We start from the raw sequence: 13,289 nt of genomic DNA on the forward strand, positions 1-13,289 counted from the left end.
AATCAGATTCCCTCAAGGGCCCCTTCACGGACCTCAGTCGTCCGCCAGCTCGGGCGGGAACCCGCCGGTCGCGATCGGGCCCCAGCGGTCGATCGTGATCCGGATCAGGCTCTTGCCCTGTTTGCGCATCGCCTCGCGGTACTCGTCCCAGTTCGGGTGCTCGCCGGAGATGCTGCGGAAGTAGTCGACCAGCGGCTCGACCGAATCCGGCAGATCGATCACCTCCGCGGTCCCGTCGACCTGCACCCACGGGCCGTTCCACTCGTCCGACAGCACGCACACCGACACCTGGGGATTGCGCCGGAGGTTGACCGCCTTCGCGCGCTTCGGATACGTCGCGATGACGATCCGGCCCTCGTCGTCGACGCCGCACGTGTTCGGGGACAGCTGCGGCCGTCCGTCGGCGCGGGTGGTCACCAGGATCGCGTGGTGACGCGGCTTGAGGAACGCGACCAGTTCGGCGCGCTCGACCTTCGTGTTGGTGGCGATAGTCCTCGGCATACCCCGACGGTAGCGTGCGTTCATGCGCACCACAGAGCGTTCCGGAGGGCCCTCAGGCCTGCGATCCTGGCTCAATCCGGCACTTCCGGCGTTCCCGGCTCCGGTCACCGACGCCCGCGAGCGGCGTGCGATCAAGATCGAGCTGGTCCTCGTTTTCTGCATCACCCTCGGGCTGTCCGGTGCGCGCAGTCTGCTGTCCCTTGTGGACTCTCTGCTGCGCCCGACCCCGTTGGCACAGCAGCAAGTGCAGCTCAACGTTCCCCGCGCCGCCGCGAGCCTGCTGGACCTGCTCCAGCAACTGCTGAGCGCCGCGCAGCTGATCGGCTGGGGCGGGCTCGGGCTGTACCTGCTGTGGCGGGCCGGGCTGAAACTGCGGGAAATCGGGCTGAGCCGCCGGATTCGCTCCGACGCGCTCGTCACCGTCGGAATCGCCGCGCTGATCGGCATTCCCGGGATCGCGCTGTACTTCATCTCCTATCGCCTCGGGTTCAGCCTCGCGGTGCAACCGTCCACTTTGGGCGATACCTGGTGGCGGCCGATCGCGCTGACGCTTTCCGCGTTCGGCAACGCTTTCGCCGAGGAAGTGCTCGTGATCGGCTACCTGCTCACGCGGCTGCGCCAACTCGGCGTGCGCGAGAACGCGTCGCTGTTCGGAGCCGCGGTACTGCGCGGTTCCTACCACCTGTACCAAGGGTTCGGCGGGTTCGTCGGCAACCTCGTGATGGGGCTGGTGTTCGGCCGGGTGTGGCAGCGGACCAACCGGCTGTGGCCGCTCATCGCCGCGCATACTTTGTTCGATGTGGTGTCCTTCGTCGGCTATTCGTTGCTGAAAGGCCGTCTTTCCTGGCTCCCGTGATGCCCGCTCATTAGGCTCACCTTTCGTGAGCGAGACGAGCGAGATGACCGCACCTCCCAGGGTGGACAGCGAAGTCGGGCCGCTTCGGGCAGTCCTGCTGCACCGGCCGGGAAACGAGCTGAAACGGCTCACTCCCCGCAACAACGACAAGCTCCTTTTCGACTCCGTCCCGTGGGTGAGCCGCGCGCAACAGGAACACGACGCGTTCGCCGACGTCCTGCGCGGCCGCGGCGTCGAAGTGCTGCTGCTGGCCGACGTTCTCCGCACCGCGCTGGAAGATCAGCGCGCGCACGCCGCCGGGGTCCACGCCGCCGTGGACGGACGCCGTCTCGGCAACGACCTCGCGGATTCGCTTAGGTCGCACCTAACGAGCGTCGACGCGCCCACGCTCGCCGAAGTCCTGATGGCGGGCATGACGTTCGAGGAGCTGCCGTCCGCCGAGGGCGCGTCCCTGGTGCGGATGATGCACAATCCGCGCGACTTCGCCGTCGATCCGTTGCCCAACTTGCTGTTCACCCGCGATTCGTCGGCGTGGATCGGCGACCGCGTGGCGATCTCGTCGCTGACCATGCCCGCGCGGCGGCGGGAAACGGCGCTGCTCGACCTGATTTACGCCTACCACCCGCGATTCCGCCACGCCGCCCGCGCCTACGGCGCGCATTCCGCGCCGATCGAAGGCGGCGACGTCATGTTGCTGGCGCCCGGTGTCGTCGCGATCGGCGTCGGCGAACGCACGACTCCGGCCGGCGCCGAATCGCTCGCCCGTTCCGTATTCGCCGACGGACTCGCGCATACCGTCCTCGCGGTGCCGATCGAACAATCGCGCGCGACGATGCATCTCGACACCGTCTGCACGATGGTCGATGTCGACGCCGTCGTGATGTATCCGCTCGCGCGGGATTCCCTCACCGCTTTCACCATCAAGCCGACCGGCGACGGCGGCGTCAAAGTCGCCGGTCCGACGCCATTTCTCGAAGCCGCCGCGGAAGCGATGGAGATCGACCGGCTGCGGGTGATCGACACCGGCCTCGACCCGGTCACCGCGGAGCGCGAGCAGTGGGACGACGGCAACAACACGCTGGCCTTGGCCCCTGGCGTGGTCGTGGGGTACGAACGCAACGCGGAGACCAACGAACGGCTGACCGCGGCGGGAATCGAGGTGCTGCCGATCACCGGGTCCGAACTGGGATCCGGACGCGGCGGCCCGCGCTGCATGTCGTGCCCGGTGCGTCGCGATCCCCCGCCGAAGCGGTCCTGACCCCCGCGCGGGCGAAGTTAGCCTTTCCTTAATAAGGGTAAACGCATTAAGGGAAGGCTAACCAAAATAAGTGTTTCCTTCTTGAGGAATGGTAACCCTAATAGGGTGGAGATCACCAGCCAAAAGTGGAAAACAATCGGACATTGACGTACCGTGATGGACATGGCCGCTACGAAGAAAGAACCGCGCTCCAAGTTCTACGAACTGCTGCAGGCGCAGATCCACAACGAGTTCAACGCCTCCCAGCAGTACATCGCGCTCGCGGTCTGGTTCGACAACGAGGACCTGCCGCAGCTCGCGAAGCACTTCTACAAGCAGTCGGTCGAGGAGCGCAATCACGCGATGGCGCTCGTCCAGTACATGCTCGACCGGGACCACCACGTCGAGATTCCCGGCACCGGCCAGGTGCGCAACGACTTCTCCTCCCCGCTCGAGCTGATCGAGCTCGCCCTGGAGCAGGAGAAGGAGGTGGCCGCCGACATCTCCGCGCTCGCGAAGGCCGCCCGTGCCGAGGAGGACTACATCAGCGAGCAGTTCACCCAGTGGTTCCTCAAGGAGCAGGTCGAGGAGATCTCCCAGATGTCGACGCTCGTCACGGTCGCGCGCCGCGCGGGTGACAACGTCTACGAGATCGAGAAGTTCCTGCACCGCGAGGCCGTCGGCGACGCCGGCGCGGACGCCGGGATGCCCCCGGTCGCGGGTGGCGCGCTGTAACGCTCAAGCACGTCCGGAAGCCCGGTTGTCCCCATTGTGGACAACCGGGCTTCCCCATGTGGATAACTTGGTGGACAACTTCAGCGCCGCTCGTAGTGCGCGATGAGCACGCCGGTGGTGGTCGCGACGCTTCCGGTGAGCGTGAACTTGGTCAGCGGCGCGGGTCCTTCGAACAGCCGCGCGCCCCGGCCGAGCGTCAGCGGATGGATCAGCAACGTGTAGTTGTCGACCAGTCCGGCGGCGTGCAGCGAGCGCACGAGCGAAACGCTGCCGATGATCGCGAGATCCTTGCCGGGCAAGGCTTTCAGCTCCGCGACAGTCTCCACCGCCGAGCCGCGCAGCAGCACCGAGTTCTGCCAGGCGCCGGCGTTGTCGAGGGTGGTGGAGACGACGTACTTCGTCGCCGCGTTCATGTGCGCGGTGAACACGTTCCCGTCCGTCCGCGGCCCCCACGCGGTGGCGAAGTCTTCCCAGGTGCGCCGGCCGAACAACATGTCCCCAGGCCGGTCCATGCCCTTCCCCATCTCGCGCGCCAGGACGTCGTCGCCATAGCCGTTGCCCCATCCGCCTAGGTCGAACCCATTCTGGGTGTCTTCGTCGTCGCGACCGGGGCCTTGCACGACGCCGTCAAGGGTGGTGCTCAGGATGACGCTGATCGAACGCATCGGGAATGTCCTTCCGCTTCCGCGGACCGCGAACCGGCCCGTCACCCGCTACACGAGCGGCGGGCGGCCAGATCGACATCGGCTCGCCGGAATTTTCAGCTGGCGCAGTCCTGCGTCTTCGCCCGGACCTCAATGGCCTGGACAGCCCCGTCCGAATCCAGCGTGAAGTGATACGCGCCCTGGTCGCCAGTGGGCGACACGAGCGCACTCCCCGACTCCGACGTGCCCGGATAGGTCGACGCGACCTGGTCCTTCGGCGTCCCGTCGCCGATGCCTTCCGGGGTGTGCGCCGCACCGTCGGGCTTCACCGCGACCACGCCGTTGCCCGGCGAGACGACGGCTGTCGCGGCGGGAACACCAGCACCGCTGACGTCGTAGTAGGTGCAGCCAGCCGACTCTTTCACCGTCGTGAGCTGCATGCCCTGGGCCGTGAGCTGCTGCTCGGTCATGCCGAGCTTCACCGCACCCAAGCCGTCCGCAGTCACCAACGCTCCCGAAGCAGCCTTCGTCGGCGTGGTCTTCGGCGGTGCCGGCTTCGTGTGGTGCGGATGCGCGGGCGGCACCGGCGGTTCGGCCGTACCGTGTTGCGTCGATTCGACCGGCGCTTGCACCTGCGTCGATTCGGCGCTCGAAGGAGGCTCGGGGATCGAAGAAGGCACCGTGGGCTGGGCCGACGCGACCTGCTGGGCGGTGAAGTCAGTGGCCGCGGGCGGTGTGCGCAACTGAATCACCACCAGTCCGGCCGACGCGACCGCGAGCACGCAGGCCGCCCCGGCCGCGGACGTCAGGACGCGCTGCCTGCGCCGCCGTCGCCGCGCACCCGCCACGATGACCGACGCGGCGTCTTCGGCCGGTCGGACGGCTAGCCGGTCGTCGGCGAGGAGGGCGCGGAGCCGCTGTTCCAGATCTTCGGACTCGCTCACCCAGCGTCGCCTCCTTCCTGGTTCCTCAGTTTCGCCCGCAAGGACGCGATCGCCTTGCTCGCTTGGCTTTTCACCGTCCCCTGGCTGATGTCCAGCGCCTTGGCGATCTCCACTTCGGACAGTCCTTCGTAGTACCGCAACACCATCACCGTGCGCTGCCGCGGCGGGAGGTCGCGCAGCGCCTGCCACAACGGCTCGTGCTCGAACGGATCCTTCGGCGCGCTCGGGCTGGTCTCCGGCAGGTCCGCGACGAGGTTCTCCCGCCGCGTCCGGCGCCAGCGGCTGACGTGCGCGTTCGCCATCGAACGCCGCACGTACGCCAGCGGGTCGCCGGTCTTCTGCTGCACGTACGACCAGCGTGCGCCCATCTTCTCGAGCACGGTCTGGACGAGGTCCGCGGCGTCGTGCGGGTTTCCGGTGAGCACGTGGCCGTAGCGAAGCAGCCCGGGCAGGGCCTCGCGCACGAAATCGCCGAAGTCCGCGGTGATGTTGACGGCTTCCGCCTGCGGCCCGGCCCAGGACGGATCTCCGCTCGCGAGGGGCAACGCGGCAGCTGTCACCGTATCGCCCCTTCCTCGGATGACCGCGTCGAGCGACGGTTCCTCGTCATCCCCACCACGCATGAGCGCCCCCGAGGGTTGTCCCGTCTCCGTCGCTACTTTCCGTAGCTGTGGACAACTGAGGTCAGCGCACGGAAAGCGACTCGGGCAGCTTCAAGGAGCCGTCGGAGTCAATGGGGAAATCGTGTACCGAGACCACAGCGTTTCGCGGGATCGGACCGTAGATGTGCGGAAACTGGATTCCGCGCGGGTCCGGCGGCGCGCCGTCCTCCCAGCGGACGGGTGCGTCGACCAGCCGGGGATCGATTTCGAGCAGCACCAGACCGGGTTGGCCGCGGAAAAGCGCGTTGGCGGGCAGGGCGACGGTGCCCGGGTCCGAGCAGTGGATGAATCCGGCGTCCTCGAGCGACGGCGCACGGTATTCGCCGTCGGCGGGCACGGCGGCCCACTCGTCGCGGGTGCAGATGTGGAGGATCACGCTGAGATCGTCCCATCGACTTACCCACATGTGGACAACTCAGGTCGAGTTGTCCACATGTGGATACGTCAGCGAATGGTGAGCTGCCGCCCGATCAGACCGTCGCGGGCGCGCCGCTCGGTGGCGTTGAGCGGCTCGGAGTCGAGCGACTTGAGCGCCTCGTCCAGCCGGGCGCCGAGCTGGTCCTTGGGCTCGGCCCACTCCCGGGCGTGCGCCTCGGGGTCGAGGTCCCAGACCGGGACGAGCAGGCCGTGCGCGCGGAACGACCCGGCGTAGCGAGTGCCCTCGCCGAGGCCGAGGGTGCCCGCCGCGGACAGCCGCGCAAGCGCTTGCAGCAGCAGGTTCTCCGGTTCCGGACGGACCCAGCGCAGGTGCGCCTTCTCGCCGGCGAGCACCCAGTACGCGCCGGAGCCGAGCCGGTCGGTGGGCATGATCGCGGCGTTCGCGCGCTCGAGGGACACCGCGACGTCGCCGGTCGCGTCCGCGTCCTCGGGCAGCCACCACGCGAAGTCGCTGTGGAGGGCGACCTCCAGCTCCGCGCTCGGCACGAGCAGGTCCTGGAGCCGGTTGTGCTCGTCCGGGTCGGTGGGCGACGTCGTGTCCGGCACCGACAGCACGTCGCCCGGTCCGGCGTCGAGCAGCCAGCGAAGCGCGCGGCCGAGGTCGCGGCTGATGTCGGAGGAACGCGTCTGCACCTGGAGGCCGAGGAAGCGCTCGCCGTCCGAACGCACGAACGCCGCGGCGGCCATGGGCAGCACCGTGCCGAGCGTGACGTCTCCGCTGTCGGCGAGCGTGAGCTTCGCCGTGGCCGACGGGACGAACTCGCGCAGCGCGATCAGCTCCGGCTCCGCCGCCAGCCCCTCGAACGGCTGCCCGACGAAGACGTCGCGCACCTTCGGCTTGCGGTCCGGCTTGGGACCCTTCTTACGCGCGCCTTTACCCATTTCAGCCTCCTAGCGAACTCAAGGTCAGACGCTATCGAAGCGACCGGCCGCCCAGGCTCGCGGGTTAGAGTCTGCTCGTGTTCGACCCTCGCGATCCCGCCTTCCTCGCCGACCCGTATCCCGCGTTCGCCGCGCTGCGCACCGAAGGCGAGGTGCACCAGCACGACGGCCTCGGCATCGCGATCACGGTTTCGCACGCCGCGTCCGCCGCAGTCCTCCGGCACCGCGGACTAGGCCGGATCTGGACCGACGCACAGCCGCTGGAGCGGTTCGCGTCGTTCAACCTGTTGCACCGCAACTCGCTGCTGGAGAACGAACCTCCCGCGCACACCCGCCTCCGCCGCGTCATCGCGAGCGAGTTCGGCCGGGGTCACGTGCAGCGGCTGCGGCCGATGGTCGCGGAACTCGCGGAGTCCATGGTGGACACCCTGGCCGCGAAAATCGCCGCCGACGGCAGCGCGGACCTGCTGGAGCACCTGGCGCAGCCACTTCCGGTGGCAGTCATCGCGGAGCTGCTCGGCGTCCCGACGTCGGACGGCTCGCAGCTGGTGACGTGGAGCAACGCCATCGTGAAGATGTACGAATACGGCCTTTCCGAAGACGGCCGCGACGCCGCTGAGCAGGCCGCGGCTGACTTTGTTGCCTACCTGCGCGATGTTGTCGCCGACTCCCCGCGCGGAATTGTCCGAGACCTGACCGCGAGCGAACTGACTCCCGACGAGGTTGTCGCTACCGCAGTCCTGCTGCTGATGGCCGGACACGAGGCGACGGTGAACGTGATCGGCAATGGGGTGTCGGCGTTGTTGACCCACCGGACGGAATGGGAGCGACTTAGGTCCGACCCAACGTTGCTGGACTCGGCTGTGGAAGAACTGATCCGCTTCGACTCGCCGTTGCAGTTGTTCGAACGCACGGCGACTGAGGATGTGGAAATCGCTGGTCACCGGGTCGCGAAGGGCTCGAAGATCGGGGCGCTGCTGGGTGCCGCGGCGCGTGACCCGAAGGTGTTCGACGCTCCGGACACCTTGGATATCGGCCGGTCGCCGAACGCGCACCTCGGGTTCGGGATGGGGATTCATTATTGCGTCGGTGCGCCGCTGGCCCGGGTGGAGATCGCGGCCGCGCTGACGGCGTTGACGAAGCGGCTTCCGGAGTTGCGGCTGGCGGCGCCGCCGGAACGGAGGCCGGAATTCGTGATCCGGGGGCTGCGGACTTTGCCGGTGACTGCCTGAGGTTCGCGGGTCGGGGTTCGCGGGTTCGCAGGGTGGGGTGGTGAGTGCTGGATAATCGCGTGGGGCGGGTGGGATCCGCTTCCGGTGCAGGGCGTTTGCCGCTGCAGGGCGTTTGCCGCAAACCCGCGAACAGTCGGCTGTCGTCGCAGTGCGGTGCGTCCGCCGAGACCTCGGTTGAGCTCTCGCAGGCAGCCGAGCCGCGAGTCGCCCGGCAGCGCGATCATCACGTGCCTACCAAGGTCGCCCGGCAGCGCTATCACCACGCACCCAGCAGGGTCGTCCGCCACGACAACGCGGTGCGCCCACCGACATCGCATCGCGGTGCGCCCACCGGCACCTAATTCCGAGCTGGCACCGCCAGCCAAGACTCGCTTCCCGGCAAGCGCACTCGCCACAAACCCGCGAACGGTCCTGCACGCGCACTCGCCACAACCTGCGAACAGCCCGGCACGCACACTCGCCACAACCCGCGAACGGCCCGGCACGCGCACTCAACGCGGAACGGCCGCTGTCTCTTTCTTCGAACTGGCACCGGCAGTTCTGTCTTCGAACTGGCACCGCCAGCCAAGCCGCTTCCCTGGCAACACACTCACCGCAACCCGCGACCCGGCCCGGCCCCCACCGGCTCAACGCGACGCACCCACCGAAACCACCTCCGCGTTCGCACAAGCCGCCGAGAGCCCTTCCCCGCGTAGCGCCGCCGTCACCGCAACCCTGCGAACAAGTCGTCCTCCAACCCGGCACCGATCTCGACGGGACCGTTCGTGCGGGCCAGGTGGTAGTCCTCCCATGGCCACGCCTTTCGCTCGATCTCGCGCGAGTGCGCGAAAAACGGGTGCCCCGGATCCATCTGCGTCGCGTGCGCGCGCAACGCGGCATCCCGGGTCGCGAAATGGTCTTCGCAGCGGATGCGAGTGGTCACGGTGAGCACGTCGGCCGGCGGCAGTTCTTCCAGGACCGGGCCCATCATCGACTCTTGGCCAGCGGCAAGGGTCGCCTCGTGCATGGCTTCGAACCAGGATCGGCTGAGGGTGGCCAGGTAGTAGAGCTTGCGCGGGGTGCCGTCGTCGGACTCGTCGAAGGCGGCGGTCGTGATCTCGTGCGTGCGGATGTGGTCGGGGTGTGGATAACCGCCGGTTTCGTCGTAGGTGATCACTACCTGTGGACGGAATTCCCGCATCAGGTCCAGCAGCGGTTTTGCGGCTTCGGGCAAGGGGATTTCGGCGAAGCTTCCAGTGGGAGAGGGTTCCGTCAGGCCTGAATCCTCGTGACCCAGGAAAGTCTGGTGGACGCCGAGAATCCTTGCTGCGTCAGCCATTTCCCGACGTCGGATGGCGGGCAGATCCCGTCGGACGTCCTCTCGGTCCAAAGTTGGGTTGAGTACATCGCCGCGTTCGCCGCCGGTGCAGGTGGCTACCAGGACGTCGACGCCTTCGGCTGCGTAGCGGGCCAGGGTCGCGGCGCCTTTGCTTGATTCGTCATCCGGATGGGCGTGCACGGCCAGGAGGCGCAGCGTCATGCGTGGGTTCCTTTCGGGAAGAAGAGGGCGGGAATAATGCTCAGCAGGGAAAGGCCTAGCGCCCAGGTGAACGTAGTACCGAACGCGGCGGCACCAGACGGTTGCGCGTGCAGGACGGCTACCAGCAACGCTGTGCCCAGCGAGCCGCCGATACGGTTGACGACGTTGATCGCGCTCGCTGCACGCGGGATTTGGGTGCGTTCCAGCGAGGTGTAGAGCATTGTCATGCCGGGGGTGGACGTCGCGCCTAGGCCGAACCCACGGATCAGCAGCGAAACTGTCAACAGGGTCGGGCTTGGGGAATCGCCGAGTTGGGTGAAGGCGATCGTGCCTACGAGAGACAGTGCGATGCCGGTGAGCATGACTGTTCGCGAGCCGAAGCGGTCCAAGAGTTTGCCGCCCGCGATGAGGACGACGGCGGAGCCCAACGCCTGTGGGGCTAACAGGAGTCCGGCGGCGAGGGCGGAAGTGTGCTGGATTTGTTGGTAGTAAAGCGGAAGCAGCAGCATCGAGCTGTACAGCGACGCGCCCAGCAAGAAGGTACTCGCGCTCGCGACGGTGAAAGCCTTGTGCGCGAACAACTTCAGGTCGAGCAAAGGCGCTTGCACGCGACGGGCGTGCCAGGCGTAGGCGATCAGCAGCATGGCACCGGCGATGGCGAAGGTGTTGGAGCCTTCGCCTAGGCCGTAGCCGAGTGCGCCGAGCCCTGGCGGGAGCAGCAGGAGGCCGCGGACGTCGAGAGGATCGCGTGTGCCGGCGGGTTCCTCGCGAGGAAGCACCCGGACGGCGAGCAGCAAGGTGGCGACGCCGAACGGGACGATGCCGAAGAACAGCCAGCGCCAGCCAAGATCCTGGACGAGCGCGCCGCCGAGCATCGGGCCCAGCACCGGCGCGACGGTCGCGGGCAGCGTGACGACGCCGATCATCCGGCCCAGGCGAGGACCGGCCGCCTGGGCGAAAATCGCCTGGCCGACCGGTTGCATGAGACCGCCGCCGAGGCCGTGCAGCACGCGGAAGGCGATCAAGGCCGGTGCTGACCAGGCGAAACCGCACAGCACCGTGCCCAGCGTGAAGAGCGCGACGGCCGCGATCCACACCTGACGGCCGCCGAACCGGTCGGCGAGCCAGCCAGACAGCGGGATGGTGAGCGAGGCGGCCAGCAGGTACGCACTGGCGACCCACTGCACGGTCGGCAGCGAACTGTCCAGGTCACGCGCCATCACGCCGATCCCGACCGACACGATCGTCGCGTCCAGGATCGACAGCACCGCGCCCAGGATCAGCACCCCGCCGAGCCTGCGAAGGCCGGAATCGGAGACCGGAAGCCGCGTAGTCATCGAGTCGAGTCACCCCCTTCATTAGGTCGAACCTGAGATTAGGTCGGACCTAGTGAATAGGTCAAGCACAATTTTAGGTCGGACCTAGTACACTGGCCGGGGTGAGCCTCAGGGAGCAGAAGAAGCTGGAGACCAGGCAGACGATCTCGTCGGTGGCGACGCGGCTGTTCATCCAGCGCGGGTTCGACCAGGTGACGATCGCCGAGGTCGCGGAGGCGGCGCGGGTCGCCAAGATGACCGTGACGAATCACTTCAGCCGGAAGGAAGACCTGGTCTTCGACATCCGGATGGATTTCGTGGACTGGCCGGCGGACCTGGTCCGGGCCAATCCCGAGACACCAGCGCTCGAAGTCGTGCGGGACGAGTTCTTCGCCGAACTGGACAAGACGAGCGCGTTGCTCGGGTTCGCGGACGTGTCCTTCGTGCGGATGGTGCGGCAGAGCGAACGCCTCACGTCCGCGCTCCGGGACATGCACGCCGACCGGGAAACCCAGCTCGTCGCCGCGCTGCTCGACCGGCACCCGGACCGGGAGATGCTGTCGCGGACGGCCGGAGCGCACCTCACGTCAGTGCTGCGGCTTCTTCTCGACGACGTCTGGCAGCTGACCTGGCAGGACGTCAAGCTGGACGACCTGGTGGAGCAGATCCGCGACTCGGCGGCGGTCGCGTTCGGCCAGCTGGAACCGGCGCTCGGCGACCTCTAACGCGCGGCGCCGACCGGACGCGCGGTCCGCAGCTCCGGCTCCGGCGCGCCCTCGATCTTGACCACGCGGAGGTCGCGCAGCCGTTCCGGGGCGATCGGCGTCAGCAGATGCGAGAACCGCCGGATCACCAGCGCGGTGACGATCGCGAGCGCGGCCGCGGCGAGGTCGGTGAGCGCGACCAGCAGGACGCTGTCCGCCATCGCCTGCACACCCGGCCGGATTCGCCAGACGATCGTGACGACCAGCAGAACCCAGTTCGCCAACCATGTGCCCCACCAGCCGAGCACGAGCCGGGAAGGCTTCGGCCGAACATCGCGGGGACGGCGGAGGACGGCGTGCTCCAGCTCGCTGACCACGGACAACGCGAGCGGCAGATTCACGACCGGCACCAGCACGCCCACGAGCACCTGCCAGACCGGCCGCGGCGGCGCTTCCCCGGCCTCGTCGGCGGCGGCTTGCCGGGCGACCAGCAGCCACCAGACCGAAAGTCCCGCCGGCAGCAGCGAAAAGATCGTGGTGAGCAGCCCGGCGAGCATGACGAACGCGTCGGAAAACCCGACGACGCTGGTATTCAGCGCGGAATCGCGGCTCTCGACGAGGAGCGCGTACCGCCAGACCTCCGCCACCGCCGCGATCACCGCGAGGACGGCGAACGTCCAGAGGATCGTCGTGAGGCTCCGCGCGAGCACCGGAATCCGGTCGATCGGCCGGATCTCGCCGGACGCGGTGCCGGGCACGTTCGTCGGACGCCGCCAGGTCAGGTTCGGGAAGCCCCAACGCGGCGGCACCGGGTAGGACGGCGGGCCGGAGTAGGGCGTCGCGGGCACGGCACGGCGACGGCGGACGGCACTCGGCGGCGGGGAGGCGACCCAGCGCAGTTTGGCCGCCCGCTTCGGCGGAGTCGGCTGCGGCTGGTGCTGAACCGGTCGGTGGATCGCGCCTTGCGGGGCGGCGGTGAACGGGCGGGCGTATCCCGGATGCTGCTGGTACGCCTGCGCCGGGTAGTGCGGAGGCGCGGGGTATTGCGGCTGGTACGGAGTGGCGAACTGCTGGCCGGGGTGCGCGGCACCGGCTTGCGGCTGCGCCCAGTGGCCGGGGTACGGGGGCATTCCCGGCTGGACCTGCCCTGCTCCGCCGCTGGTGGAACCGGGCTGCGAAGCCACGCCCGGCTGCGCATACCCGGCAGCGCCGCCATGCTGGCCGGGATGCGGCTGCGCGCCGGATTGCGACGGCGGGGCAGGCTGGACGACGCCAGCTTGCCCGGCATTCACGCCACCGGGCTGCGCGGGATACGACTGTGCGCCGAACTGCCCGCCGCCAGTTGACCCTGCCTCCACGCCACCAGACTGGCCAGGCCGCGAAGCCGAACCAGCCCAGCCGGTACCAGGCCCATTCCCCTGCGGAGCGCCTGCCGCCAGCCCGGCCGGACTCACGCCCGGACCAGGCTGCCCGTAAGCCGCTTGAGACCCATCAGCGTCCGGCGCGCCAGAAGGCTCCCCCCGCCGGGAACTGTCCCCAGCGTCCCCCTCATCCCGGCCGAAGCCAGGCACGAAGGACGCCGGATCCGAGGATTCCGGCGGCTCGGGAACAGACTGGGC

15 protein-coding genes are annotated in these 13,289 nt (G+C 68.4%); 6 read left to right on the top strand and 9 right to left on the bottom strand.

Going from position 1 to position 13,289, the window contains the following annotated elements; translation table 11 throughout:
• Positions 1-33: 33 nt before the first annotated feature.
• Positions 34-501: a PPOX class F420-dependent oxidoreductase gene (locus ACZ7OI_RS01795; protein ID WP_470262336.1), complete on the bottom strand. Its 468-nt coding sequence runs from the start codon at positions 499-501 to the stop codon at positions 34-36.
• Between the two features lie 22 nt (positions 502-523).
• On the opposite strand from ACZ7OI_RS01795, the gene ACZ7OI_RS01800 reads away from it, so the two are divergent.
• The 3 genes from ACZ7OI_RS01800 to ACZ7OI_RS01810 all read left to right on the top strand — a co-directional run bounded on the left by ACZ7OI_RS01800 (position 524) and on the right by ACZ7OI_RS01810 (position 3,329).
• A complete protein-coding gene (locus ACZ7OI_RS01800) occupies positions 524-1,357 on the top strand; it encodes a CPBP family intramembrane glutamic endopeptidase (protein ID WP_470262337.1) in 834 nt (277 codons plus the stop codon).
• Between the two features lie 61 nt (positions 1,358-1,418).
• Entirely contained in the window at positions 1,419-2,615 is a 1,197-nt protein-coding gene (locus ACZ7OI_RS01805) for an arginine deiminase (protein WP_470263419.1), read from the top strand.
• A 162-nt stretch (positions 2,616-2,777) separates the two neighbouring features.
• Positions 2,778-3,329, top strand: a complete 552-nt coding sequence (locus tag ACZ7OI_RS01810) for a ferritin (protein ID WP_370932631.1) — start codon at positions 2,778-2,780, stop codon at positions 3,327-3,329.
• Between the two features lie 80 nt (positions 3,330-3,409).
• On the opposite strand, the gene ACZ7OI_RS01815 is transcribed toward ACZ7OI_RS01810, so the two are convergent.
• The 5 genes from ACZ7OI_RS01815 to ACZ7OI_RS01835 all read right to left on the bottom strand — a co-directional run bounded on the left by ACZ7OI_RS01815 (position 3,410) and on the right by ACZ7OI_RS01835 (position 6,899).
• On the bottom strand, positions 3,410-3,994 hold the full coding sequence (locus ACZ7OI_RS01815) for a dihydrofolate reductase family protein (RefSeq protein WP_470262338.1): 585 nt from the start codon (positions 3,992-3,994) through the stop codon (positions 3,410-3,412).
• Between the two features lie 95 nt (positions 3,995-4,089).
• On the bottom strand, positions 4,090-4,917 hold the full coding sequence (locus tag ACZ7OI_RS01820; protein ID WP_470262339.1) for a hypothetical protein: 828 nt from the start codon (positions 4,915-4,917) through the stop codon (positions 4,090-4,092).
• A complete protein-coding gene (locus ACZ7OI_RS01825) occupies positions 4,914-5,477 on the bottom strand; it encodes a SigE family RNA polymerase sigma factor (protein ID WP_470262340.1) in 564 nt (187 codons plus the stop codon). The genes ACZ7OI_RS01820 and ACZ7OI_RS01825 overlap by 4 nt, the downstream gene beginning before the upstream one ends.
• Positions 5,478-5,601: 124 nt before the next feature.
• A complete protein-coding gene (locus ACZ7OI_RS01830; protein ID WP_470262341.1) occupies positions 5,602-5,955 on the bottom strand; it encodes a DUF952 domain-containing protein in 354 nt (117 codons plus the stop codon).
• A gap of 68 nt (positions 5,956-6,023) precedes the next feature.
• A complete protein-coding gene (locus ACZ7OI_RS01835; protein WP_470262342.1) occupies positions 6,024-6,899 on the bottom strand; it encodes a DUF5926 family protein in 876 nt (291 codons plus the stop codon).
• 77 nt (positions 6,900-6,976) lie between these two features.
• On the opposite strand from ACZ7OI_RS01835, the gene ACZ7OI_RS01840 reads away from it, so the two are divergent.
• Positions 6,977-8,131 carry a cytochrome P450 gene (locus ACZ7OI_RS01840; RefSeq protein ID WP_470262343.1) on the top strand — a complete coding sequence of 385 codons (1,155 nt, stop codon included), beginning with the start codon at positions 6,977-6,979 and terminating at the stop codon, positions 8,129-8,131.
• 703 nt (positions 8,132-8,834) lie between these two features.
• Here ACZ7OI_RS01840 and mca read toward each other — a convergent pair.
• Together mca and ACZ7OI_RS01850 are read right to left on the bottom strand one after the other, a co-directional pair.
• Positions 8,835-9,650 (bottom strand): mycothiol conjugate amidase Mca, encoded by an 816-nt coding sequence (gene mca / locus ACZ7OI_RS01845; RefSeq protein WP_470262344.1) that lies wholly within the window; start codon positions 9,648-9,650, stop codon positions 8,835-8,837.
• Positions 9,647-10,987, bottom strand: a complete 1,341-nt coding sequence (locus tag ACZ7OI_RS01850) for a DHA2 family efflux MFS transporter permease subunit (protein ID WP_470262345.1) — start codon at positions 10,985-10,987, stop codon at positions 9,647-9,649. The genes mca and ACZ7OI_RS01850 overlap by 4 nt, the downstream gene beginning before the upstream one ends.
• 101 nt (positions 10,988-11,088) lie before the next feature.
• On the opposite strand from ACZ7OI_RS01850, the gene ACZ7OI_RS01855 reads away from it, so the two are divergent.
• The gene (locus tag ACZ7OI_RS01855; protein ID WP_470262346.1) at positions 11,089-11,691 is read left to right on the top strand and encodes a TetR/AcrR family transcriptional regulator; all 603 of its coding nucleotides are present in this window, start codon (positions 11,089-11,091) and stop codon (positions 11,689-11,691) included.
• Here the strand turns inward: ACZ7OI_RS01855 and ACZ7OI_RS01860 are convergent.
• A complete protein-coding gene (locus ACZ7OI_RS01860; protein ID WP_470262347.1) occupies positions 11,688-12,800 on the bottom strand; it encodes a DUF4328 domain-containing protein in 1,113 nt (370 codons plus the stop codon). The genes ACZ7OI_RS01855 and ACZ7OI_RS01860 overlap by 4 nt on opposite strands.
• Here ACZ7OI_RS01860 and ACZ7OI_RS01865 point away from each other — a divergent pair.
• Positions 12,780-13,016: a hypothetical protein gene (locus tag ACZ7OI_RS01865; RefSeq protein ID WP_470262348.1), complete on the top strand. Its 237-nt coding sequence runs from the start codon at positions 12,780-12,782 to the stop codon at positions 13,014-13,016. The genes ACZ7OI_RS01860 and ACZ7OI_RS01865 overlap by 21 nt on opposite strands.
• The last annotated feature ends 273 nt before the right edge of the window (positions 13,017-13,289 follow it).

The sequence above is a fragment of the Amycolatopsis sp. NPDC114503 genome (assembly GCF_055633655.1).